We start from the raw sequence: 22,739 nt of genomic DNA on the forward strand, positions 1-22,739 counted from the left end.
ATACTTTAAAACACCCTACAGCTGTATAATGAAAAAGGCTGTATCGTGGCAGTAAGGGCCTGGCTTATCGCTAATGCGAGTTCACCTCACCCTCTGACGGTACAGCTTTTTGATTGCCGGATAATCCTCTGGCTTATTTGTCATGGCTATATGTTAAATACCTGTTTCGGTTTGTCAAAAATACAAGCTGTCTACTGAAAGTTTATAACTGTCTTATGGAATTCCATATCTGTCATAATTGGTATATCAATTGTCTAATTTGATTCCACCAATTCCATAAATCTGTCTACAAAAAGTCCTTGATTTTTGAACCGGTTTATAATTACAGAGAGGACAACAAAACGAATAGATAGAAAAAGCGATGAATATTGTGTTTAAAAAACCTGGGAAATAATATCATAAGCTCAGAAAGAGAAAAGCAACAGCCAAACGGCTACACTAACATATACCACAACCAAGAAAGGGGTAAAATACTATGAGATTTAACGATGTTCAGGATACAAGAAAAGCAGAAGTTAAGAGAGAGCAGAGAAACGAAGCATTCCGCAAAATGTATGATGATTGCCTTGAGAAGCTTTCAGCATTCTACAATAAAGAGAAAATGACAGTTGCATTCGGAGCTACTCTCACACTGTGATTCTTCAAAATTAATAAATGTATAAAGGAAATAATCCCTGGAGTAGTAGATCGATTTTGGTCAATGCTCTGGGGATTTTTACGTTATAATATTGATACATTATGAAGCGAGGGGGATATTTTCGTGGAAGAGATTTTTGATGTAACAGATGATAATGGATTTCCTGTAGGCAAGACGATCACAAGATCAGAAGCACATGATAAGGGGATTTCTCATAGAACTGCCCATACATGGATAGTCCGTAAGGCTGGTGATTCATACCAGGTGCTGCTGCAGAAGAGAAGCGCTAATAAGGAATCGTTTCCTTCAATGTATGATACTTCTTCAGCCGGACACATCCAGGCAGGTGATGATCCGCTGGAATCAGCTCAGAGAGAATTGTTCGAGGAGCTGGGAATAAAAGCTCATGAGGGAGATTTTACCTTTGCAGGTAAGTTCCATATTAAATATGAGATGGAATTCCATGGCAAGATGTTTAGAGACAACGAGGTTGCTTTCGTATATGTCTATGAAAAGCCAGTGGATGAGACGAAGCTTGTTCTTCAGACCGAGGAAGTTGAAAGAGTTAAGTGGTTCGATATAGATGAAGTGCTTGAAGGCTGCAAACATCGTGACGGAACGTTCTGTGTTCCGATGGAAGGGCTTGAGACTGTTATGAAATATCTGGGATATGATCATGCGTAATCTTCGGGAAACATAATGATATCGCGGATCATTGTAGTGATGAAGTCACGGCATTTTCCGCAGCCGGTACCACATCCGGTTACTTCCTGGACTTTTTCATATGTATCTGCACCGTTTTTGACAGCATCGAGGATTTTGCCATAATTAACGTTTTTGCAGGAGCATGCGATTTTATCTCTTTTCATATCAGATATCCTTCCGAAGATTGATTGTGACAGTATAGATATCGGCAGTTGTTTGAAGGGATATTACGTGTATTATCAAAAAAGGTAGGGGTTATTGTTGCAAATAAGAGAATTAACAGAGGCTGAGCGAGAGGCCTACGATGAAATGACTAAGAACGCAAAACAGCTCACGATCTTCGGAACGGAAGAGGAGCTGGATGCAATGGACTATATATTTGAAAGAGAAGAAGGAGACGAGTGATGCCACAGTCTTGGAGCAGTATAAGGAAAAAACTTGAGCAGGATCTTTTATGTGAGACCTTAAAAAACAGAGTTCAGTATTTCAGGACAAATTATCATGGAGCACCGGATGATTACGGAAGATTTGCTGTAAGGATAGATGGGAAGGAAGTTTTTCAGGCAAATCCATATAATGAAATGGCAATATTCAGGTATGGAGCTGAAGTTAAAAGAGAGCAGAACATTCCTGGACGAGAGTGGACTGATGATGGGGAAATAATCAATCAGGAAGTAAATCTAGCTGCAGAAGAAGAGGGTAGGATCAGAGCAGCAGAAGATGGTATCGTTGATTCTTGTTTAGTTCCTTATTCCATAAAAAAGTATCTTAATCAGGATATAAAGGATAGCATTGCCGATGAGGATCCGGTTATAAGAATGCTGGCGATTTTTGATAGGAGAGTTGGAAAAAGAACTCTAAGGGATATTTCTAAGACAGTGCAGGAACAGCCTGAATGGTTGCAGGAGTTTTACAGATTGAGACTTGATGCTGAAGGGATAGTGTATTGATATGTCAGAAAAAATAAATGCGGAGATAAAAAGATTATTTGTAATTCGTGTGGGTTTATGGATTGTGGCTTTTGCTTCTACTGCCTACTGGATCTATTTTTCAATAAAATTGCATATGGATGGAATTTTTGAGGAAACGGAATATGCCACACTTCTCAGACCAGTTCTGTATACATGTCTGATTATTGCAGTTGCGGCAATCTGCATCAGTTTTGTGTTGTATCGTCGGAGTCAGAAGCTAAAAAAAGAGAATCCTGTTTAAAGGATCCTCCGGGGTGACTATTTAATTTACCAAAGAATCACCTGTGTCACAATGGCCACGGTGATTCTTTTATTTATAAGATCATTTTGATTTCTGTTGCACCAAGACTTTTGAGATCTTTTTCACTTCCATCTTTTTTTGAATCCATATTTCTCGTAAAAACGTATGGCTCTGGGGTTATCTTTTAGAACCCAAAGTTCTTTATGCGAATAATTTTTTAGTTTTTCTAAACCAACATCCATTAGCTTTTGAGCAACTCCTGTTCCATAGTATTCCGACAAAATATATATAGCGTTTATCTCGCCTACATCTGGATCATCATCGCCTTTCCCGAAGTAGCAGACAAATCCTATAACTGTGTCGTTGTCTAATGCAACATATGTATTTTCTGGCCATTGAAATGCCCATTCTTCACATTTTTCAGGCGTCAGTTTTTCTAAATAATCATGGCTGACAATCCCCTGGTAAGCTTCATGCCAAGATTGCCAATGAACATGTGCTTTTCCTCTTTTTTCATCATCCGTTTCCATAGGCTTGATTATGATCCCCATATCTCTTCTCCATCTGTAGGTAAGTTTTATTATGCAATTACTCTGCTATTATGCTGCTGAAACGTGCTTGCTAAAAACAATTACGTAAATTAGATTATTTTTATCTGTGCTTAAGATAATTTTAACTAATTTTTGTAATAATAAAAATAGCCGTATTATGCGCTGCTATGTACTTTTTTTGACTATATACATCTATTATATGTGAGGTTGAACATAATATTTTTACGATTTTCTTCAACTCATATGAACGGAGAAGAATATGCCACTTGTAAAATGTCCTGATTGTTTTAAGAGAGTTTCATCCAGAGCCCCACAATGCCCTTTTTGCGGCTGTCCTGCTGAATTTTTTGAGCCTTTGGATAATATAGAGACAGAAAATGATAGTTTGCGTGAAATGTCTATAAAGAATACTTCAACTGAAGAGCCAAATAATGACATAATTTCTCAAGTATCCGAATCTCCACATGTAGAACAGAACATATTTGTACCCTCTTCAGAGCCAGCTAAAACTCTATCGGTAGATACAAACATCAAAACACAGGTAAGTACTGAGATTATGTTTGGATTCCCAGATGAGCAATATCCTAATCCTGATAAATATTCTTTTATTGTCATACAGGATCCGGATAGGGAAAGTGATCATCATTCTACTGGTAAGACTCATGTTGCCTTTAAGTTAGCTGAAAACAAGTACGTTAAAGTCGCGAAAGCAGATTTGTTCTATTCACCTATTCTCGCAGATATACAAGATGTATTGGGCGATAATGCTGTAGAGTTTTCTTTATATCTCACAAAAGAGGCTGTTAGTTTAAACGATATCACAGATGGCGCAGATAGATTTGCTGCGCGGAAAATTGGAGAATACTGTACCTATTTAGTTAATAAACTAGTGTCATTTAAGATTTATGGATATGATTTTGATAATTTTGCCAGGGAATGCGGTTCAGGAATAATTTTACATAACCAGGATGCATATAAGCGCATTATGCAGCAAATAGGTCGTGTCGATGATTATGCAGACCAATTATCATATCAACGAAATGTTGAAAGAGCTTCTAGATCCTCATGGGAAGGTGGTGGATTTGGTTTACCAGGTGCTATAAAAGGAGCTATAACAGCAAGCGCATTAAATGCTGCAACTAACGCATGGAGAAGTGTTGGCGATAGCATTACAGATTCTGGAGACCAGAATGATATTAAATCAAAATACTCAGAAATAGTAAACAATGATAACAAAGCTGACCTCATAATGGCCTTTTATACTTGCCTTTCAATAGCTAAATATACCTTTATTGACATATTGGGAAAGAAAACTGGCTGGAATACAGCGGGGGTATTAGGTGAACATGATAGAGAAAGCAATGCAAAACTTAAGAACCTGGAATACATAAATGACATTAAAGAAAAAGAAAAAATTTTGTTGGAAATACTATCTGACTCACCGCTTAATGCAGATGTAATAAAATATGCGCTTCAAAACTACGAGCTTTACGACATCAATTTTGAAGATCTGATACATTTCGTACGCAGAGTTAATCAAAGTGCCCTTAATATTTGGTTAAATGAATCATTAAGCAACTCTCTTGAGGCTATTGAAAACAAGTTTTTCCAAAGCGGAGCAGACCGAATAAATGAAATAGTTGATTATGGAACAGCACTAGAACTTATTAACGATGATTACAGCCTTTCAGATGCTCGGTATGGACAGGAAGTCATTTTCAGCTTAATCCGGGCAGAGATGGAAAACTATGGTTTCTCAGTTAATAATCCGGATCTGATAAAAATGCCATTAGACCAGGTTGAAAGGTATGTTAGCAACTTATTTGATATCTGCGGAAAATATCGCGTATTAGAAGTATCAGCAAACACAACACAGATAATCTTTACCGAAATATACTACTCAAATGAAAAGTTCGCAGCTTTTCAAAAGATTATAAATAAAGAATTGGATCAGATATGTACTGTACGGAATTATCGTTGTAAGTCCATATCAGAAGCAAAAGTTTTATCAGAAGAATGGCAAACATTTGACTCCATTTATGTGGAATACAATTCATATGCAGACTATTTTTCAACTGAGATGGAGCGAGTTATTTCTGAACTTGAAAAATGTTCTTTCACAAGCACACATCTAAAGGATTTAATATACGGAAATGGAGGCTTAGTTGAGCGTAAGAATAGGCTAAAGGAAAGAGAATCCTCCGAAGATTTTAAGCGAGCAAAGATTATAATACAAAAAATGGCAAAATCAAGCAGTAGTTGCTTGTATATTTGGGGATCAAACAATTTTCTTTCAAAAGCTAAAGATATTCGGCAGCTAGATCTTATTAGAAAGACAGAAGTGGATCCATATCCATTAGTTATTTATGATGTTTCTGAGGGTAAGGGCTTTAAAGGGTACATCGTTACAGACAACTATTTTTATAATTTTAATTCCATGTTGGGAATAGGTTTTGGAGATAAAGCAATCCCACTTAAGGATGTAACTGAAATAACTGCAGTAGGTAAGAGCTGGTGGTTCAAACAGCTTACAGGGAAAACAGATAAAATTAAGATACTCGGAATGGACGCTGAAATAATTGAAACTTTGACCGAGGCATATAACTGGATAGATAGTTCGGCTAAAAAACCTTCCACCACAAGTATTCCGCAGCTACCGGTTAATGATTATACATCACAATCAAATACAACCAACCAGGTAATGTATTGTAACCAATGTGGCGCTAAAATAGCAGCTGATTCTGTATTTTGCAATCAATGCGGTGCAACTATATCAAACAGTATTCCAGTTTCGGAAGAACATGTATCAAGCACAATAGATGCAACTCCAATTTTTAAGGATGAGAGCTCTCCTGTAAGCATCAATGGACACAGATCATCAACTCTTGATGTAGAAAACAAGATCTATTGTAACCAATGTGGTGCAGAAATACGCAGAGATCTGCCTTATTGCAACCAATGCGGAGCTGCAAATTCCTCAAAGCTTATAATACGTTAACTTAGTTTTATTTTGAGAAAACAGTTTTTGTAATAGGAGATATCTTATGTATTGTACAAATTGTGGAAAGGACATTCCAGATAATTCTGTTTTTTGCCCCTGCTGTGGTGAAAAAATACTTAAGATAGATGCTGATTCTATTGAGAAAACTCCGCAGGAAGTTAATACTGCCCCAATAACCCCTACTAACATTCAAAATAGTGATGGCGCCAAAGGCAGTATAAAGAAAAAAATCATTATTATTGGTGCAATAACTGCCCTTGCCATTCTAATTGGCTTTATTGGTTTCATTATATGGAATAAAGACAATCCTATAATATTGGGAGAGCATAATATAGTCGATAATATAGATACCTTAAATTTCCCCCAAAGTATTCCTGATGACATAAGTATTTTGGATTTGGGAAAAGAGGATTTTGGCAATTATTATCTTATAGATACTTTTTACTTATCTCAATTAACTAATTGTAGAAATGGCTATACATCCATGTGCGTTAAGGACCCTGCTGTTTTTTATACTGTATTTACTTGTGTTAAGGATGAAACTCCTGAAAAAGCATTGCATTCTTTAAAGAATAATGAGCATGTGCTCCTCAAGGTACAGTATATAGGAATGGATGTTTATAACATAATTTCGCCTAGTGAAAAACACATATATCATCTGTTTCGGGCAGTAGAGAGTTACGGTGTTTTACGAGAAGAAGATTTGGTATACATCGAAAAAGAGGCCACGGGCATGGATCCTATTGATGTAGTAAAAAATTCCACATTTTTTAACTCATCAACATCCATTATAGAATTTGCAGATATGATCTTTTCAAATTATGAGTGGAGCATTAGTGATGACGAAAATTTGCCCGACAAATATTATGTATCTCTTAAAGGACATATTTCTGAGGACAAAGATGATGTTCAAATAGATTTTTACTGCAATACCGAAGAAAGCGATTACCGTATCACAATTAACAAACTGACTTATCTAGATAGTAATAAAAGTACATCAAATATTTATAGTATAAAGGATTTCTTTACTATTCATGATTATCAATAAGGAGCCAGATATGAGTATTGCAAGCATTATTACACTGATACTAGGAATAACGATATGGCTTATATTTAATTCCATGGTCACTCGATGGTATTTTGGCACTTCATGCCTTGGTATGATTGCCTCAATTATCGGAGAAATGATTGTATGCATTATGATAGCTGGATTTATAGTTGAGCTTGTAGGGCAATGGTTAGGTGGTGTTTTTGTATTTGTCGGTGGTCTTCTTGCATTTCTGATAAAGACTGCACTAATAATAATTGGCATATCTGCTTTTATAGGTGTTATTTATTTTATTTATTGCAAAGTAAAAGGCATAGATTTTAACCCTGAAGAAGTAAAGTCCAAAATAATAGATGGCGCGCAATCAATTTCTCATAAAGAAATCCACCAAAACACACAAAGCTCTTCTGGTAGTAATACAAATGTACCTTCAGTGGATGATGTGGCTTATAGACAACTACCAAATAATAACTCAGTTACTTCAACATCAACTGATTCTGACTATATTTTCTGTTCAAAATGCGGAAAAAAAATAGTAAAAGAATCAAAATTTTGTCCGTATTGCGGCAAAGATGTAATTCATCTATGACTATCTTGGAGGAAGCGAAATGTCATCATTAAGGTGCCCAGTATGTAAAAAAATCATTTCTATTGACGAACCTGCTTGCCCTATCTGCGGTTGTCCTCGAGAATTTTTAATTCTTGTCCAAGATAGCGCTACTACTCAGATAATAGAAAGCAATAGTCGCGTTCAATCTTCTTCAGAAGCAACATCGATTAATGAAAATCTATTTTGTAACCAATGCGGATCTCGAATGAAAAGGAACTTTGCTTTTTGTGTAAAATGCGGTACCCCCAATCCGTTCTATGATGAATCTGCAGAAGAAACATTTATCAATAAAAAAGATATTTCCGGAAGTTGGAAAGCTACTTATGCTAAAGCAGATTCCTGTTCTCTATTGGTAAGAGCAAATAATAATGATACCACTGATTTTGTAATACAAGTCACCACTGAAAACCTTGGAATTATGTTAGTTGCACGTTGCGTAAAGGAATCACTTGACGAAGGCGACAAATATCCTTACAGGCAAGGGACTCTATACTACTACGATTATGAAAAGCAAGATATAGACACAAGCAAAACAAAGACGGAACAATCCGGTTATTTCTATTTTTGTAATGGATCCTTACTATGGCATTACGACAATTTCGATGAAAATGAAGGAAATATAGCTTTCGAAAACGCTGATAGCTCATATGAGCACCTTTTAAACCTGATGCCTCCAATGGATCAGGAATGATTATTCGGATAAATATGGAGGAACATCTATGGCTTCAATACGTATAAAAGAAATTGGTCCAAATAAATCACATGTAATAAGGGTAGTGCGAGAGCTTTCTGGACTTGATTTAAGCGGTGCTAAAGATCTTGTTGATAATAAAGACACTGATGGAATCATCACTTTTGAGCTTTTACCTGGCATCACCATCATTCAGGCAACGGATATGTTGCATGAGTCAGGAGCATTATTAGACGATGATAATAGTTTCTATGCCAAATATTTATCAGATAATGTTTCACCAAAAGTAACATCTGATGTAGCGGCTGAAATAATAAGACTCGCAAAGGGACAGTAGTCTATATGTTAAGAATAAATCAACATAGTTATTACTAATATAAGGAGGATACTATGTTTTGTAATAATTGCGGAAAGGAAATCCCAGATAATTCAGTATTCTGTCCATTATGTGGAAACAAGATAAATCTCATTGCTGATAATAATATTGGGGGTGTTTCACAAAGTGTTTCTACTTCGAGTAACTCTTCTCCGAATGCTATGCCAATCAATCTTCCAGGAAGGGAATCACAACAAAATGGTAACTCACGGAAATTAGTAAGTATTATTGCCGCCGTTTGTGTCATCGTGATAGGACTCCTTGTTGTATTGGGAATAACCAATATGAATAATAGCGGTAAAAAAGTCGAAATTGACCAGGAGACTATGAATAATCCTATATATTTAGGTGTTGATGCAAGTATTCATAATCTATCTGATAGTGATATTGGAAAAGTGTATTTTATCGATGCCAGCTTTTGGTCCAAAACTGAATTCAAAGATTATCCTTATTTGTGTTTTGTTAAAGAGATTGGCGATGAATATGTAACCAATATTTACGTGAATTATTCCGCTGATGACAATATATTGGAAGCATGTAATAGAGATGATTTGTTATTTTTTAAGGCTGTATACAAGAAAAAGGCAAAAATCTCTGAAAATACACAAAATGAACATACCGCTTATTATTTTGATGTTTTATCCTGTGAAACTTACGATAATACCACGACAGATTATTTGGATGAGCCATCTATTGAAGAGGAAACAGTTGGTGAAAATACTGATACTATAGATGAACGAGCTATTACTGGACCAAGTTCTGAAATGACAGAGCCTGAAACAACAATGCCAGAGGAATCCACGGTTGATTCTTCAAACGAGGAAGTGGCTATATATAAAGCTGATAGTTATTTTTTAGGCAGTTGGGATGGTGATATGTTAGAATCCTGCGAATTATATGTTTATAAAGATAAGAATGGAGTAACAAGCTTCATTTTTGATAATGGTTCAGGAGATTCTTCAACAATACTTATAGCAAAAACAGATTTTGTAACAACCTATGGGCTACATTACTATACTGGTGAATTGTACAGCTATTATTATGAAGGCGATGAATATACATTATTGGACAATACGTTGGGAGGTTATTTTTGTATTTCTGAGGATGGAACCGAATTGGAATGGTTTGAACCTGATTTAGACAGCTCAATAGATTACTATTCTGAGGGTCATTTCAAAAAATCAAGTAATGACTATTCCTACCTGTTACAAATCACTGGAGAATAAATAAGAACACATTATAACCGGGAGGTAGCTTTATGATTTGCCCTAACTGTAAAGAAAATATACCGGATAACTCAGTATTCTGTCCTAAGTGTGGTTGCAAAATAGACGGAAATGTCACTGGTCCAATAATAGAAATCGGAAGAAACAATACCTCTCAACAAAACCGAAACGGTTTCCCAAAAGTCGCTTTAATACTATGTGCTATTGTTGTGCTTGCTGTTATTGCCATAATTATAATTAAATCAAAAAAAATATCTTCCCCATTAAAGGAGGAAGGTGATTATCCAGCTACTGCCCACGAAATAACAGCAGAGTATACTGATGAAGAAGCACCAGAACCAGCACGTTCAGGAGAAAGCACTAATGAAGCAGCCTCTCTTAAGGATACTGCTGCTCCGTCTGATGATACTCCATCTGTGGGTACTCATTCTGATGATACTCATTCTAAAATCACTATTGACGCAAGTTCATCATTATCAGAAGATTACAACGGAAAATATGTTGGTACGGTAGTCATTGATGGAGCCGATAGCGATAATCCAATAATGATGACTCTTGATGTAAAACCTGGGACCTATGAATATGACGATATATGTGGAACAATATCAATAGAAAGATCTGGTGTTGGGACATACTCTTATGATTTGTATTATGGAGGAGCTGACATAGAAGGCAACCTTAAATATGACACGACTTTTCATTTTTATCAAGACAATGCGCCTTTATTTATCGGTGCATATACGGAATCTTCTACCCACAAAATAGATTATCTTATTTTAACAGATGATTACAAAGGCTACTATACTATCGCAGTTCTCTCAATACAGAATAATGCCGCACCTCCAATTGAATATAATGAATATGGTAATCCGAAAATCTCTGGAAGTTGGACTGCTGTAAATGGTACATGGGAAAACTGTGAATGCTATATAAGGGAAGTTGATGATAATGTATGTGATTTTGTAGTTCATGCTACACAAGGAACCCAAGGAATAATGCTAGTAGTTAGAGCTAAGTGGGAAGAAGATTTCCAAGGCGATTTATACGCATATAAAGATGGTGTTTTATATTATTACGATTATGAAAAACAGGAATATGATAAAAACAAAACTCTAACTGGACAATCTGGATATTTTGCGTATGACCTATCAAGCCTAAAATGGTCATATGATAATTTTGATGGCAATTCTGGCATCGTATACTTTTCTAGATCCGATATATCCAATGAATACTTAGAAGTGTTAATGCCTGATAAATAATGAAAAGTTCCTATTAGCACATAAAGAGAGGTTTCAAGATGAATTCTGATAGAAAGTTTTTTATAAAAAGAGTTTTAGTACAAGAGAACTGATTATTCTTAATGATGCATGGAAGAAAAAGCTGTCACCTGACAAAATGGTGGCAGCCTTGTCAAACACTATATTTTTTATTCTTTTACGACATTGGCAGGCTTGCAGATATTATCAGAATAATCTGATTCGATGTATTCAAGGTATTCACTGAGCTCCCTAAGCTCTCTCTCCATTATTTCTGCAGTGAACATAAGAGCATTACTGGCCTGATTATTTTCACTTAGGGCCAATCCATCTGATAAGAGCTGTAAATTGTTATTAAGACACATAAGCGTATGCATCTTGCGAGATACCTCCTGAAAACATCTTTTACAATCGCAATTCTCTATGCCTGTGATACTATGCATTTATTGTTGCCTCCTACGAAAATTATCCATCAGAAGATAAGATTTTATTTGGCTCCTCAACAACACTTTTATTCCCCATCGAGATCTCGTAAACTCGATTTTAGCAAAATCACTGTCGCATAAAAATGGCATATCATATTGTATAATAATACTTTTAACAAATGATTATGATAAGAGAAGGAAGTGAAGATTGAGAATGAAAAATACAGAAGTTAGCAAGTTTATCAGTCTCATACTGAGGCATAAACCTGAAACAATAGGCATATCTTTGGATGAGCATCCATTTATGTATGAACTGTAAAAAAACGAGGCAGCCCTTGCCCAAGGCTGCCTCTGCTTATAGTCTTTCTATAACCACTGCGGTTCCATTTATCTGAACTTTTACATAATCGGACCCCACAGTGCTTTCCATGTCCATGCCAATTACTGCATTCCCACCGCATTTTATAACCTTTTCTCTAAACAAATCGAATCCGTATTCTTTACCGTTTTCCAACAAATCCATTACTCCGGTCATTACCTGGGCTTTAAAACTGAGCATTCTTCCGAGATCCTCTAACCCCTTTGCCAGGCTGTCTTTTAGAGAATTCTTATAGACTACATCAACGCTTTGAAATCCCTTATACTCAACAATGCGATAACCTTCAATGGAATGGCCGCTAGTCATAATCATATTAGACTTTGCCTGAGAAAGCTCATGTTCCTGCTGCTTTATGACCGCCATGTTATGAGCGTCCACTTTTTCCTGAATATCGTTAATTCCGGAGATCTCAGCATCAACTTCTTCTTTGCTTTTTCCATTTGAATTGAAATATATATCAAAGAAAGCTCGTAATTGAGGATCTTCAATTGTATCCAGATTAATGCGCTCTTTTAATTTGAAAATAGCGCCAGAAACATCACTTTTATAATGATTATCACGGATGTTTTCAAACAAAAGTCCACATTCCTTGCACAGATCATATTGCTGCGCACCAATATTTATACGTGTAGAATACTCAAAAGAGGTTTGTGTTCCATGACATCCGCAGCATTCTATAACTCCCATAATTAATCCTTTCTATGACAATCAGTTCTTTTCCTTATGTTACGTGACAAGATTTATTTAGAAACATTCAGAACTGTTTCAACATCTACTTCTTTTATGAAATCCCAATATTTCATAGTTGCAACATCGCCTGCGTACATATTATCCGAATCAAAATATATCCATTCTTTATTAGTGTTATCTCCATTAGGGTAATAAATATATGTATACATTGCAGCCCCAACAGCTGATCCACCCACTTCGTTATCAGCAGCAAATTCTATATGTACATGTTTTGCTATATTTATATCATCGTTTGTCTGTTCACCATACTCTATGCTTCGGATTTCCATGCTATTCGGATGCTTCAACTGTTCCTTAATCATTTCTATTGCCCTGACAGAACGTTGAATAGACTCGTCATTGGAAGCAGCCTTTTGATAATCAGAAATCTTTTTTTCTATTTTGTCGAAATCTTTTACCTGTTCCTGTTCAGCAATAAGTAATTCATCATAATCATTTACAATCTCAGTTAAATCTGCGTATGACGGATTACTTTCAAGCGCCTTATCAATCTTATGTTGAACGGCTTTAACCATTTCAGATGTTTCTGTTTTACCACAACCAATAAAGGCAATCGCTAAAACAACACTTACTACAAATATGCTTAACTTTTTTTTCATTTCAGCACAACACCTCATCTTTGATAAATTATTTACTCTTTCTTGGAATAGTAGTATTTTGCATCATTCCATAAATCAATATCAATTTCATTGACCAACACTCCAGTTTCCAGATCGAATGTAAGATGGCATTGCATCCCTCCTTTCTGGTTATAAGAAAAAATATTTCCTTCTACTACTCCTTGAAGCTCTCTATCCTTTTCATTGTTAGTGTTTCCCCAAATCAAAACAAATTCTGCTTCTCTTGTTTTTATGTTCATAAAGGGACAAAACTCTGCTTCAGCTACCCCTTTGGGCAGTTCTTCTTCATACGGCATCCATTTATTACTAACATTGCTCAAATACTCTGACTTAGTAGCAATCCATTTTCCGGCATAAGGTTTGTACTTTTGATAAAAAGAGTAGATCTCATTTGCATCTTCTGTCGGATTAGTAATCTGATCTAATAATTCGTATCCGGCTATATAATTATGTAATGCAAACTTTAAATTGGCTTCTGTTAAGAGATACATCTGATTGGCCTTTTCATAATAGCTGTCAGCGTCTTTGTATCCATTTGCTTTTGAAGCATAATCCATCGCTTCTTTATATTGTGCATTTTTATATTGCTCAACTGCAAGGGTATAGGATAAGGCTTTAATCTTTGACTCTGAATCAGAATACCCCCTCGCTAATTCGTATTTTTCAATTGCTGTAGCATAATCTCCCTTGGCCGACAGCTCTTCAGCAATTTTATAGCTATTTTGTCGATCTATCTTGGGTTTAATTACCGTCATGACAAAAATTACCAGAATACTCACTATAAAAAATGCGATAAGAACCTTTAATACATTACTCTTTGCTAACTTTTCCTTTTTTGCTATAGATTCTTTTACGTTCTTGAACTCCACCTCAGAATTTTTTACTTCTTCTGGGGTTCCAATACTAACAATCTTATCCCATGCTTTATTGGCAGCCTCAGCAGTATACGCTCCTCGTAACTCATTGATTGCATCTGTAACCTCTTTCTGATGCTCTTCAGCCTTCAGAGCAATAATGCGCTCTCGACATTTCTCAATATACATGTCAGAATCTTCAAAAGGCTGTATCGAAATAAATTTTTCCAAAGTTAATTGGTAATTCTCTATAGTCTGGTCATTTTTAAAGCACTCAATTAAGAAATCATATCGTGCCTTTTTTAATACATCCTCAGCATGATCCAGCTTCTTCTGTATTTCAGAATCGCCGTATTTTCTCGCAAAAATAAAGTTTTTCTCTTCCGTAATCTTCGAATTATCTATAACCGCTGCTTCAATAGTTGATTTCTTCTGCTCCGCCAACAACTTGTAGTAATATAGCGCACCATTCGTAGGATCCATATCAAGTGCTTGCTCGCAGTATACCTCAGCCTTTTTCCAAGCACCTTCTTCCAAAAATATCTCTATTCTTGTAATTAGAGACTCTACAGAGGCATTTGAATTAATAGAAATAGAAGCTGCTGCTACCGCTTGCTGTTGTTCTTTACAATAAGCTATCCAATCAAGGTCACTTAATGACGTAAGGTTAGTAGAATGGCAATTGGGACAGTGATCATAATCTACAATTTTCTTGCTTTCACGATCAGTCTTTGCATCCAGCGCATATGCGTCTAACCTGGTTCCCCCAAAGACAGCTGCTATCGTGCCCACAGCTGAAATGGCAGTCATGGCTCTAGCGGTGCTATTATTCTTTAAGTCTTGATCCGTGTAGCAGAACACCTTTCCACACACGTTACATTTTTTCCTGTACTCCATAAGTCACCCCTTAAAAATATGCAAAAAAATAGAGGACCCCCTTGGTCCCCATAGACACGAATGTTATCATATTGAGATTATATTTGCAACTTCGATGATGCGTGCTTCGGCACGTCCATCCATTTTGCGACGTGCGTTGTCAGAATTAGCATTACGTTTTAAAGCTATTACGGCATCAATACCACCATCTCTATAAAGCTTTGTTAGTGGCGAAGGCAGGGGTCTGTAAAACCCTGACATCAGAAACAGCGTGAGTTCGAGTCTCACCCTGCCCACTATAGTGTCATACGATGACACTGTACAAACTGATCCGCTAAGACGATAATATGATCAGAACAAAACAAGAGAGCAGCAATAGGCTGCAGAAAGTTAAGAGGTTTTATTAAGAATGTACTACGTAACTATCAACAAGCAGTTTAATAACAAACAGTTCATGCAGTTCTGCAAAAATCAGAAGTGCTTTGTTAGTTATGCAAATTGCAAGTTGGTGGAAAGTGGTTCAGGATCAATAGAATGACGGATGATCCGAAGCATTGAAAATACAGAGAAGTCTCAGTACCACTTAGCTTGCAAAAGAGTTAGGTGGTTTTTTAATGCTTATTTTTCGAAGGAGATTAGGAAAAATGGATTATCCGGTAATAGATATTGAAGGAACAGGAATACACATCAGAGATCTGATAAGGGAAAGTGGACATACAGTAACAGAGGTTTCAGAATACCTTGGGACAAGCACATCCCTTGTATACAGATATATCAGAGGAGAAGTGCTTCCGAGCATCGACAGAATAGTAGCACTCTCTGTTTATCTTGAGGTTTCTATTGATGACATAATAGCAGTCGAGTGAGACTGCACCTTGCGGTATGGGGAATGGTAGCCCACAGGATTTTGGTTCCAGTAATCTTGGTTCGACTCCAAGTACCGTAGCTAAGACGTAGTAGCCAAGCTGGAAAGGCAACGGACTGCAACTCCGTGATCGTGAGTTCGAATCTCACTTGCGTCTCTATAAGGACTTGTAGCTCAAAAGGTAGAGCAGGGGACTGAAAATCCCCGAGAGGCGGTTCGATACCGTCCGAGTCCATTATGCTTCCTTGGCAGAGCGGATATGCACCGGCCTTTTAAGCCGAGAGATGCGGGTTCAACCCCCGTGGGGAGCACTAAGCTGTCGTAGCTCAGCTGGCAGAGCAGCGGTCTCTTAAACCGAAGGTCGTGGGTTCGATTCTCACCGGCAGCATTGATGCGGTATAGCTCAATTGGTAGAGCACCTGACTCTGACTCAGGGCGTTGCAGGTTCGAGTCCTGCTACCGTAGCTTCGGACATATAGCTCAATCGGCAGAGCATCCGGTTGTTAACCGGAGGGTTGTGGGTTCAGATCCCTCTATGTCCGCTATACCTGAATAGCTCAGATGGCAAGAGCGTCTGTTTCATACGCAGAGGGGCACTGGTTCGAGTCCAGTTTCAGGTATTAAGAGATTACCGATAAGCACATATAGGAATGCATTAAAGAGAATTGTTCTTCTTTGTGAATTAAGAGGGTCTGCATCATTTATAAGTCTTGCTTTTGTATCATTAGAAAGATAGATTATTTTTTAATACATCTCTCAATTGGGGTTGCAAATATAATTATATATAACGCAAATAAAAGATATATAACATTATATTGGGGTTATAACATTGAAATAATCTGCATCTTTTTATCTCCAGTGTGTAGGGCTATGATTAAATCACAACAAAGACACAGGCAGCAACCAGTACAGGATCGCTTAATGGTCAAGCAACAGACTAATAATCTGTCATTTGTGGGTTCGAATCCCATTCCGGCCCATTTGGGTGTATGTGTCTTGAACAAAAAGATACCAACAGCAAATAACTCCACGGTTAGCTCATTGGGAAGCGCCTGGCTTATACCCAGGAGATCGGAGAGTTCAAATCTCTCTACCGAATAAGGAAGGTATCTTGAAAAAGGTGCATACAGCAAACAAGAAGGATGACGGTAAATCATTACGACTGGGCTGATGCCCAGTGCACCTTGCTGAAGGAGAAAAGTGTTGAGGTGATGAAAACTATATATGATTTTAAGACTTCGTCTTAAGTGTCGAGGTGTTAAAATAGAATAAGAGCAACGCATAGCTACCCTATATTATTAGGAGCTTGACTCCGGAAAGGAGGTAGCGTTATGAACTTTACACTCTTGATTGATTGGAAGTTTGTTGTTGCTCTTGGCGGATCTGCCATGGGAATCATTTTCGCTGCGAAGATGGAACCTGATGCAGTGGAGCGAGTATCAGTCCATTTGGCTGATGCTTGTAAGGAGTACGCGGTTGCCGGAAACGGCAACCGCTGATATTTAAATTAATTATATGCTTTGTTAACTGCTATTTAGAAGAGACATATGTGAGGTGAATAGTATGAATATGGAAAGGGATAATGTAAATAGAAGACTATATATGGGAGAGTTTTCTATTGAGCATTTGCTTCCGTGTGAAAATAAGTGTATAAAGCCGTTTTATGATGAAAAAAAAGCTTCAAAAGGTATAGAGCTCTTGAAAAGTGAACCCATGCTTTTTGATTCATTATTTGTAATGTTTACTAAAGGAGCTAAAAGATTAGACTTACTTGACGATTTAGATGTTTTTGTTCAAGAAGTTAATGCAGTTATTAATACCGGATATTTTGCAGATGAGATAAACTTGGCAGACGGTATTGCTAATAAGGCCATAGAATTAATACCATTTATTTCAAAAATTGATAGGGTTTTTTGGTATGCCATAGCTTTGTATTATTGTGAAGTGAACTATAGACAGGAAATGGATAATAGAGACCAAATGGAAGAAATGTTATTCGCATGGATAGCATTATTAAGGCAGGTGGAAGAAAAGGAAAAAAAGTATGGCTATACATTAAATATAGATAAAATCCGTTCCTCTAATCAAATATTTGAAATGATAACAGGAGATTGGAGTAGTTTAGACAAGATTTTTTTGGACGAATTAACCACTCATGTGAAAGATCAATTTGCTGAACTGTTCGAGAAAAGATATAGCATTTTTGAACAACTAAAGAATGATTTTGAAAGGCAATCTATAATAGCCAAAAAAACAGAGAATAAATGGGAATTATTTCTTGAAATAGTGAATGATTTATCCGATAGAGAGAAACAGGTTATAGATATTATCAATTTCGAAGCTTCAACTAGGGAAAAAATACGTGCCATTGATGAATATAACAAAATAATTGATTGGATTAATAAAGGTCATTATGAAATAAATGATAATAATGTTGATTTATTAGAACTGTTTGAAACGATTAATGAAAGGTTTAAACATGCTCCACAATATTGTTTGGCCAGAACAAAAAAATCGGAGCCATTTATGCTTAGCCCTGCTATAGCTATTATGGCTATGGACCCAAGGACTTATAATTATTTATTTATGACGTTTCATCAGTTCAGGCTGAAGCCCAATAAAGAGTCAGCAAAGCGTTTTCTAGAACTTGCATTATTGAGTATCAGAAGGAATCTAGGGGAACGCAACGCAAGAGAATCAACTATTGATGATATTGTGGATGCATTTACGGTGTGCGTAAGTAACTATGTTAAAAAACATAAGCAGGTTCTTGATACTATTAAGTTTAATAATATACAGGACGATGCAGTAGTTTTAGGTGGCTCATCGTTTCATTTTTTGAATGCAGAGATATATCAACGGGATATGAATAAGTGGCTAGATGAGTATGAAAAAAGTGAGAAGTATTATGATGATATAGAAAATGCTTTGCTGGGCAAAGAAAGTGCTTTTAGTCAAGAAGAAGTAAGGGCTCAGGCAAAAAAGATGGAATCGTTATTTAGAGGGTCAGATGATGAAGTAAAAGCATACAGAATTGTAATATCACTCAATATAATATATATGTTTTGTGATGCTTTGAGAATAATGCTTACGAATAAACATGCAAATATAAAAATCAAGAAAGATCAGGGAGAAGCATGCAGAAGAGAATTACTAAATATTGATGATATGTTAGTTCATAAGATATATTCTAGACTTGATGAAAGAGAAATCGGAATGCTTGAATACAGAGAGCGTGCGGGAGTGATAACTAATTCAATGTCTGAAATTGAACAAGAAGAAGAGTGCTATAGAAATGCAGTTTTTTCGCAAATTTTAAAAGGTTCAGTTAGTGAAATCGTTAAGAATGTTGAACTTCAGAATGTTGAACAATTATTTGAATGTAAGGGTAGAATTAGGCGAGAGATATTACTGTTTCCAGATTGTGATGAGAAAGATCAGTATTCAGAATGGTTAGATAGTATTAGTGATCAATTATCTGATGCGTTAATAAGCCTTTGCAAGCAGAATAAGGATGAATTTTCAGAATTTAGGGAAGCAATCATCCATAATCTTGGAGAGAAAAGTGTTATTTTGCCTGCATCATCAATAGATTCGTTAGCAACGGCAGAGATGTTATTTAAAAGATATGGAGTTCCTGAATACGCTGAAAAAGGGTTTGACTATAGTTGTATTTCTGCATTATATTATCAGGCATTTGAGGATGCATATAACTATCTTATTTGGGAAGGATATTCATATATGCTTAACAGTTTGACCATAAATGGGCAAAGCTTCACATCAATAATGGAGTTATACAAAAATAAATGGGTCAAGGATAAAGATGCAGTAGGATATCTTGATCCGAATCCTAAGCAAAGGAGCTATTATATTGAGTATGCTAATAGTTCAAGATCAACATCGGTGGTGAAAAGATGTATGTATAAAAGCTTTGAAATTTTAATGGAGAATATTGCAAGTGGTTCCAAGGTGGAAAAGTTTTGTGACTATTTTGCTGGAATCGTAGGATTTTCTTCCTCAAATGAGATGCTTTGCAATAATGATTACATGAAAATATGCCAAGAGTTTATTGATATGATAGATAATTCTGTAGACAGTAGAAATAACGCTTCGCATGGAGGGACAGTAATAAGCATTAAACAGTGTGAAGAAGATAGAAAAACTGTACTATATGATAATGAATCACTCAAGAATGGGGAAATAGGGTTGATTCAGAAAATTCTAATTGTAATGAAAGAATACAGTAAATAGAATGATTAAAGAGTTACTATTTTGACTACATCTTTGGGATGTACTTAATTGTAGTGATGACGTAGTTCAGAGAGTGAGGTAAAAACCTCGCTCTCTTTGTACATAAAAATGTACATTCATTATGGTATTTTTTAAATTAAGAATTCCTGTTTTTTAAGAACGGAGGAATTTCAAGTGTTAATGGACGGACTTGTGAACGTATTTCCCTTTGGGGTTGAGGTTGTACATCGGTAACAGTATTAACTCTTTTAAGAATATCCAGATTCACTTCTGTTTCAGAAACTGCTTTTTGAGTTGCTGGCTTCGGAGCTGGAAGTGGTTCTGATTTAGGCGGCTGAGGAATAGTTTTCTCTGTCTGAGGTACTGGCTGCTTTGGTACAGTGGGAGATTTAACTTGCTTCATACCGGTTGCAATAAGTGTTACTACAACTTCAGACGAAGAGGAATCACTGCCGACAGTGCCCCAGAAGATATTCACATTTTCTCCTGCTTGGTCGCGGATATAAGCAACGGCCTTATTTAAAGCAACGATATCAATCTTTCCGCTTGTGTTTAGAAGGATATTGGAAGCACCGGTAATGTTTGTTTCCAAAAGCGGAGAGCACATAGCTTTTTCAACTGCATCGATGATGGTTTCTTCTTCCTTGGCAATACCAATGCCGAAGAGACCATAGCCTTTATCCTTCAGAGTTGACTTCAGATCGTTGAAATCAAGGTTGATGGTGCCGTGGTTGAAGATGATGTTGGTCATTCCTTCGATTGTATATTTAAGCACAGAATCAGCGAGGGTAAATGCTTCGTCCATATAGAAGGGTTTATCAGTAATGGTGAGCAGTTTGTCGTTAGGGATTACAAGCAGGGTATCAACATTCTGCTCAAGCTTTTTCAGTCCGGTCTGAGCGGCTAAGACTCTGGGCTGGCTTTCAAAAGAGAAGGGCATGGTCACGACTGCGACTGTGAGGATATTAAGACTTTTGCATATCTGAGCTACAACAGGGATGGCTCCGGTGCCGGTTCCGCCACCCATTCCGCAGGTGAGGATTACCATATTTGCATCCTGAACCAGATTGGAAATCTCTTCTTCGCTTTCTTTTGCAGAGGATTCACCAATAACGGGATCCCCGCCAGCGCCATAACCCTGCGTGAGTTTTGAACCAAGCTGCAGACGTTTATTAGCAGGGCACCTGTCGAGTGTCATGGAATCAGTATTGAGTGCGGCATATTCAACATATTCAGATGCATCGGATACCATACGTGTCACAGCGTTATTTCCGCCTCCTCCGATACCGATTACCATTACCTTGGGCATATTCTCTTTGCCTTTTGCTTTTACTTCTAACATACTTTTACCTCCGATATTTGCATCTGTGCAAGAATACTGAAAATAATATTTGCATTTATGCAAGTAATTCTATGAATCACAATATAGCGTTTATGCAAATAGATGTCAATACAAAATTTGCATTTATGCAAGTAGAGGTGTAATATATGTTACATAGGCGAGGTATACGAATATGCAAATTGGAGAAAGACTAAAAAAGAGAAGAAAAGAACTGGGAATCTCTGCAGAGAGTATAGCAGAACAGCTAGGTGTATCTTATACAACTGTATACAGATATGAGGCATCCAGTATTACAAAGATCCCGGTTGAGACATTTGATAAATTATGTAAGATACTGGGAGTCACTCCTGCGGAACTAATGGGGAATTCCGAAGAAGTGCCTGAAGAGGATGACGAGCTTTCGAAGCTGCCCAACCACTTTGAGAATCCCCAGGAGGCAATAGAATTTATTTTGAAAACTCCAACTTTGGCCGCTTTTGGAGGATATGACCCTGATCAGATGGATGAGGATACTATTGTGGAGTTTGCCAATGAATTACTTGGACATCTTAAGGTCATGAGTCACAGATATCAGAAAAAGGGGGCATCGGGGGATGAGAAAAGAAGAAATAGTTGAGTTTGCTACAGGACTGAAGAGGACGTATCACACTTCGGACCCGTATGAACTTGCTAAGATTTTTGGGATAAGGGTAGAAGAAAATATTCCATGCATGAAATGGTTCAAGGCACAGGCTGTTAAGTTTAAGGGGTATGCTCCATACATTGTAATAAACAGAGATTATGACGAGCGCTCCAGGAAAATCATGTGTGCTCACGAGCTGGGACATATCTTTTTACATGATGATACATTGAACAATTTTGCTAATGTCGGTGGCAAGATCAACATGGAAGCAGAGTATGAGGCGAATCTTTTCGTGCTTGCACTATTTGAAGATCAGGAAAACCTGAACATGAACATGGCAGATATTCCGTCGTATCTGGTACATTCAATCATCGAAAAGAGCGTGGAACGAAAATAAAGTGAATGCTAAGAGCTGGTTTATTACCGGCTCTTTTTGCTAGGA

25 protein-coding genes and 10 tRNA genes are annotated in these 22,739 nt (G+C 36.9%); 28 read left to right on the forward strand and 7 right to left on the reverse strand.

The features are described 5' to 3' along the window. The first annotated feature begins 475 nt into the window (after positions 1-475). A complete protein-coding gene (locus G596_RS24830; protein WP_022761954.1) occupies positions 476-637 on the forward strand; it encodes a hypothetical protein in 162 nt (53 codons plus the stop codon). Between the two features lie 123 nt (positions 638-760). Further along, positions 761-1,321 (forward strand): NUDIX hydrolase, encoded by a 561-nt coding sequence (locus G596_RS0111275; RefSeq protein WP_022761955.1) that lies wholly within the window; start codon positions 761-763, stop codon positions 1,319-1,321. Here G596_RS0111275 and G596_RS0111280 read toward each other — a convergent pair. Beyond that, entirely contained in the window at positions 1,312-1,506 is a 195-nt protein-coding gene (locus tag G596_RS0111280; protein WP_022761956.1) for a (2Fe-2S)-binding protein, read from the reverse strand. The genes G596_RS0111275 and G596_RS0111280 overlap by 10 nt on opposite strands. A gap of 97 nt (positions 1,507-1,603) precedes the next feature. Here G596_RS0111280 and G596_RS24835 point away from each other — a divergent pair, with 97 nt between their 5' ends. From G596_RS24835 to G596_RS0111295, 3 genes are read left to right on the forward strand one after another with little or no spacing between them, the layout of a single operon-like run. Further along, entirely contained in the window at positions 1,604-1,747 is a 144-nt protein-coding gene (locus tag G596_RS24835) for a hypothetical protein (protein WP_022761957.1), read from the forward strand. After that, entirely contained in the window at positions 1,747-2,292 is a 546-nt protein-coding gene (locus G596_RS0111290) for an SF0329 family protein (protein WP_022761958.1), read from the forward strand. Before G596_RS24835 ends, G596_RS0111290 begins: the two co-directional genes overlap by 1 nt. Position 2,293: 1 nt before the next feature. Continuing rightward, on the forward strand, positions 2,294-2,554 hold the full coding sequence (locus G596_RS0111295) for a hypothetical protein (RefSeq protein ID WP_022761959.1): 261 nt from the start codon (positions 2,294-2,296) through the stop codon (positions 2,552-2,554). Between the two features lie 122 nt (positions 2,555-2,676). On the opposite strand, the gene G596_RS21875 is transcribed toward G596_RS0111295, so the two are convergent. Further along, complete coding sequence (locus G596_RS21875) at positions 2,677-3,105, reverse strand: GNAT family N-acetyltransferase (protein ID WP_022761960.1); 429 nt, start codon at positions 3,103-3,105, stop codon at positions 2,677-2,679. A gap of 259 nt (positions 3,106-3,364) precedes the next feature. On the opposite strand from G596_RS21875, the gene G596_RS0111305 reads away from it, so the two are divergent. The 7 genes from G596_RS0111305 to G596_RS0111335 are packed head-to-tail and all read left to right on the forward strand — an operon-like array spanning position 3,365 to position 11,316. Next, a complete protein-coding gene (locus G596_RS0111305) occupies positions 3,365-6,103 on the forward strand; it encodes a zinc-ribbon domain-containing protein (protein WP_022761961.1) in 2,739 nt (912 codons plus the stop codon). A 46-nt stretch (positions 6,104-6,149) separates the two neighbouring features. Continuing rightward, complete coding sequence (locus G596_RS0111310) at positions 6,150-7,154, forward strand: zinc ribbon domain-containing protein (protein ID WP_022761962.1); 1,005 nt, start codon at positions 6,150-6,152, stop codon at positions 7,152-7,154. A gap of 10 nt (positions 7,155-7,164) precedes the next feature. Continuing rightward, positions 7,165-7,743, forward strand: coding sequence for a zinc ribbon domain-containing protein (locus G596_RS0111315; protein WP_022761963.1), 579 nt, complete (start codon positions 7,165-7,167; stop codon positions 7,741-7,743). A gap of 19 nt (positions 7,744-7,762) precedes the next feature. Beyond that, positions 7,763-8,455: a hypothetical protein gene (locus G596_RS0111320; protein WP_155829254.1), complete on the forward strand. Its 693-nt coding sequence runs from the start codon at positions 7,763-7,765 to the stop codon at positions 8,453-8,455. 28 nt (positions 8,456-8,483) lie between these two features. Continuing rightward, positions 8,484-8,792 carry a ribosomal protein L7/L12 gene (locus tag G596_RS0111325; RefSeq protein WP_022761965.1) on the forward strand — a complete coding sequence of 103 codons (309 nt, stop codon included), beginning with the start codon at positions 8,484-8,486 and terminating at the stop codon, positions 8,790-8,792. Positions 8,793-8,845: 53 nt separating this feature from the next. Then, entirely contained in the window at positions 8,846-10,057 is a 1,212-nt protein-coding gene (locus tag G596_RS0111330) for a zinc ribbon domain-containing protein (protein ID WP_022761966.1), read from the forward strand. 32 nt (positions 10,058-10,089) lie between these two features. Further along, the gene (locus tag G596_RS0111335) at positions 10,090-11,316 is read left to right on the forward strand and encodes a zinc ribbon domain-containing protein (protein ID WP_022761967.1); all 1,227 of its coding nucleotides are present in this window, start codon (positions 10,090-10,092) and stop codon (positions 11,314-11,316) included. Positions 11,317-11,483: 167 nt separating this feature from the next. Here the strand turns inward: G596_RS0111335 and G596_RS0111340 are convergent, their stop codons facing one another. The 4 genes from G596_RS0111340 to G596_RS0111355 all read right to left on the reverse strand — a co-directional run bounded on the left by G596_RS0111340 (position 11,484) and on the right by G596_RS0111355 (position 15,238). Beyond that, a complete protein-coding gene (locus G596_RS0111340) occupies positions 11,484-11,756 on the reverse strand; it encodes a hypothetical protein (protein ID WP_022761968.1) in 273 nt (90 codons plus the stop codon). A gap of 337 nt (positions 11,757-12,093) precedes the next feature. Further along, the gene (locus G596_RS0111345; protein ID WP_022761969.1) at positions 12,094-12,804 is read right to left on the reverse strand and encodes a YbjQ family protein; all 711 of its coding nucleotides are present in this window, start codon (positions 12,802-12,804) and stop codon (positions 12,094-12,096) included. 53 nt (positions 12,805-12,857) lie between these two features. Then, on the reverse strand, positions 12,858-13,466 hold the full coding sequence (locus G596_RS0111350; protein ID WP_022761970.1) for a hypothetical protein: 609 nt from the start codon (positions 13,464-13,466) through the stop codon (positions 12,858-12,860). A gap of 32 nt (positions 13,467-13,498) precedes the next feature. After that, positions 13,499-15,238, reverse strand: coding sequence for a hypothetical protein (locus G596_RS0111355; protein WP_022761971.1), 1,740 nt, complete (start codon positions 15,236-15,238; stop codon positions 13,499-13,501). Between the two features lie 196 nt (positions 15,239-15,434). Between G596_RS0111355 and G596_RS24840 the strand changes: the two genes are divergently transcribed. From G596_RS24840 to G596_RS0111420, 14 genes are all read left to right on the forward strand, one after another. Then, positions 15,435-15,513 (forward strand) — tRNA-Tyr (locus G596_RS24840). 113 nt (positions 15,514-15,626) lie between these two features. Continuing rightward, on the forward strand, positions 15,627-15,755 hold the full coding sequence (locus G596_RS25755; protein WP_022761972.1) for a hypothetical protein: 129 nt from the start codon (positions 15,627-15,629) through the stop codon (positions 15,753-15,755). A 106-nt stretch (positions 15,756-15,861) separates the two neighbouring features. Then, positions 15,862-16,083: a helix-turn-helix domain-containing protein gene (locus G596_RS0111365; RefSeq protein ID WP_022761973.1), complete on the forward strand. Its 222-nt coding sequence runs from the start codon at positions 15,862-15,864 to the stop codon at positions 16,081-16,083. A gap of 84 nt (positions 16,084-16,167) precedes the next feature. Beyond that, positions 16,168-16,239, forward strand: a tRNA-Cys gene (locus G596_RS0111370). Positions 16,240-16,245: 6 nt separating this feature from the next. Further along, positions 16,246-16,317: transfer RNA gene (locus G596_RS0111375), tRNA-Phe, on the forward strand. Between the two features lie 4 nt (positions 16,318-16,321). Beyond that, positions 16,322-16,393 (forward strand) — tRNA-Lys (locus G596_RS0111380). A gap of 4 nt (positions 16,394-16,397) precedes the next feature. Beyond that, positions 16,398-16,470 (forward strand) — tRNA-Lys (locus tag G596_RS0111385). Positions 16,471-16,474: 4 nt separating this feature from the next. After that, positions 16,475-16,547 (forward strand) — tRNA-Gln (locus G596_RS0111390). 4 nt (positions 16,548-16,551) lie between these two features. Beyond that, positions 16,552-16,624: transfer RNA gene (locus tag G596_RS0111395), tRNA-Asn, on the forward strand. 4 nt (positions 16,625-16,628) lie between these two features. Then, positions 16,629-16,702, forward strand: a tRNA-Met gene (locus tag G596_RS0111400). Positions 16,703-16,994: 292 nt separating this feature from the next. Continuing rightward, positions 16,995-17,062 (forward strand) — tRNA-Ile (locus G596_RS0111405). A 51-nt stretch (positions 17,063-17,113) separates the two neighbouring features. Further along, positions 17,114-17,178 (forward strand) — tRNA-Ile (locus G596_RS0111410). Positions 17,179-17,413: 235 nt separating this feature from the next. Continuing rightward, on the forward strand, positions 17,414-17,581 hold the full coding sequence (locus tag G596_RS0111415; protein ID WP_022761974.1) for a hypothetical protein: 168 nt from the start codon (positions 17,414-17,416) through the stop codon (positions 17,579-17,581). Positions 17,582-17,645: 64 nt separating this feature from the next. Continuing rightward, positions 17,646-20,333, forward strand: coding sequence for a hypothetical protein (locus G596_RS0111420; protein WP_022761975.1), 2,688 nt, complete (start codon positions 17,646-17,648; stop codon positions 20,331-20,333). Between the two features lie 136 nt (positions 20,334-20,469). Here G596_RS0111420 and ftsZ read toward each other — a convergent pair whose 3' ends face one another. Then, entirely contained in the window at positions 20,470-21,675 is a 1,206-nt protein-coding gene (gene ftsZ, locus G596_RS0111425) for a cell division protein FtsZ (protein ID WP_022761976.1), read from the reverse strand. A 172-nt stretch (positions 21,676-21,847) separates the two neighbouring features. Between ftsZ and G596_RS23840 the strand changes: the two genes are divergently transcribed. Then, a complete protein-coding gene (locus G596_RS23840) occupies positions 21,848-22,291 on the forward strand; it encodes a helix-turn-helix domain-containing protein (protein ID WP_022761977.1) in 444 nt (147 codons plus the stop codon). Continuing rightward, on the forward strand, positions 22,269-22,694 hold the full coding sequence (locus G596_RS0111435; protein WP_022761978.1) for an ImmA/IrrE family metallo-endopeptidase: 426 nt from the start codon (positions 22,269-22,271) through the stop codon (positions 22,692-22,694). The genes G596_RS23840 and G596_RS0111435 overlap by 23 nt, the downstream gene beginning before the upstream one ends. Positions 22,695-22,739 lie beyond the last annotated feature (45 nt).

The sequence above is a fragment of the Butyrivibrio sp. AD3002 genome (assembly GCF_000420905.1).
Classification (GTDB): Bacteria; Bacillota; Clostridia; order Lachnospirales; family Lachnospiraceae; genus Butyrivibrio.

What these genes read in the sequence shown, in the direction of transcription:
- G596_RS0111315 (WP_022761963.1), top strand. Translation starts at nt 7,165, where the DNA reads ATGAGTATTGCAAGCATTATTACACTGATACTAGGAATAACGATATGG.
- G596_RS24830 (WP_022761954.1), top strand. Translation starts at nt 476, where the DNA reads ATGAGATTTAACGATGTTCAGGATACAAGAAAAGCAGAAGTTAAGAGA.
- G596_RS0111415 (WP_022761974.1), top strand. Translation starts at nt 17,414, where the DNA reads ATGAACTTTACACTCTTGATTGATTGGAAGTTTGTTGTTGCTCTTGGC.
- G596_RS0111345 (WP_022761969.1), bottom strand. Translation starts at nt 12,804, where the DNA reads ATGGGAGTTATAGAATGCTGCGGATGTCATGGAACACAAACCTCTTTT.
- G596_RS23840 (WP_022761977.1), top strand. Translation starts at nt 21,848, where the DNA reads ATGCAAATTGGAGAAAGACTAAAAAAGAGAAGAAAAGAACTGGGAATC.
- G596_RS0111325 (WP_022761965.1), top strand. Translation starts at nt 8,484, where the DNA reads ATGGCTTCAATACGTATAAAAGAAATTGGTCCAAATAAATCACATGTA.
- G596_RS0111365 (WP_022761973.1), top strand. Translation starts at nt 15,862, where the DNA reads ATGGATTATCCGGTAATAGATATTGAAGGAACAGGAATACACATCAGA.
- G596_RS0111335 (WP_022761967.1), top strand. Translation starts at nt 10,090, where the DNA reads ATGATTTGCCCTAACTGTAAAGAAAATATACCGGATAACTCAGTATTC.
- G596_RS21875 (WP_022761960.1), bottom strand. Translation starts at nt 3,105, where the DNA reads ATGGGGATCATAATCAAGCCTATGGAAACGGATGATGAAAAAAGAGGA.
- G596_RS0111350 (WP_022761970.1), bottom strand. Translation starts at nt 13,466, where the DNA reads ATGAAAAAAAAGTTAAGCATATTTGTAGTAAGTGTTGTTTTAGCGATT.
- G596_RS0111290 (WP_022761958.1), top strand. Translation starts at nt 1,747, where the DNA reads ATGCCACAGTCTTGGAGCAGTATAAGGAAAAAACTTGAGCAGGATCTT.
- G596_RS0111355 (WP_022761971.1), bottom strand. Translation starts at nt 15,238, where the DNA reads ATGGAGTACAGGAAAAAATGTAACGTGTGTGGAAAGGTGTTCTGCTAC.
- G596_RS0111295 (WP_022761959.1), top strand. Translation starts at nt 2,294, where the DNA reads ATGTCAGAAAAAATAAATGCGGAGATAAAAAGATTATTTGTAATTCGT.
- G596_RS0111340 (WP_022761968.1), bottom strand. Translation starts at nt 11,756, where the DNA reads ATGCATAGTATCACAGGCATAGAGAATTGCGATTGTAAAAGATGTTTT.
- G596_RS0111330 (WP_022761966.1), top strand. Translation starts at nt 8,846, where the DNA reads ATGTTTTGTAATAATTGCGGAAAGGAAATCCCAGATAATTCAGTATTC.
- G596_RS0111305 (WP_022761961.1), top strand. Translation starts at nt 3,365, where the DNA reads ATGCCACTTGTAAAATGTCCTGATTGTTTTAAGAGAGTTTCATCCAGA.
- ftsZ (WP_022761976.1), bottom strand. Translation starts at nt 21,675, where the DNA reads ATGTTAGAAGTAAAAGCAAAAGGCAAAGAGAATATGCCCAAGGTAATG.
- G596_RS25755 (WP_022761972.1), top strand. Translation starts at nt 15,627, where the DNA reads ATGTACTACGTAACTATCAACAAGCAGTTTAATAACAAACAGTTCATG.
- G596_RS0111320 (WP_155829254.1), top strand. Translation starts at nt 7,763, where the DNA reads ATGTCATCATTAAGGTGCCCAGTATGTAAAAAAATCATTTCTATTGAC.
- G596_RS0111280 (WP_022761956.1), bottom strand. Translation starts at nt 1,506, where the DNA reads ATGAAAAGAGATAAAATCGCATGCTCCTGCAAAAACGTTAATTATGGC.
- G596_RS0111435 (WP_022761978.1), top strand. Translation starts at nt 22,269, where the DNA reads ATGAGAAAAGAAGAAATAGTTGAGTTTGCTACAGGACTGAAGAGGACG.
- G596_RS0111310 (WP_022761962.1), top strand. Translation starts at nt 6,150, where the DNA reads ATGTATTGTACAAATTGTGGAAAGGACATTCCAGATAATTCTGTTTTT.
- G596_RS0111420 (WP_022761975.1), top strand. Translation starts at nt 17,646, where the DNA reads ATGAATATGGAAAGGGATAATGTAAATAGAAGACTATATATGGGAGAG.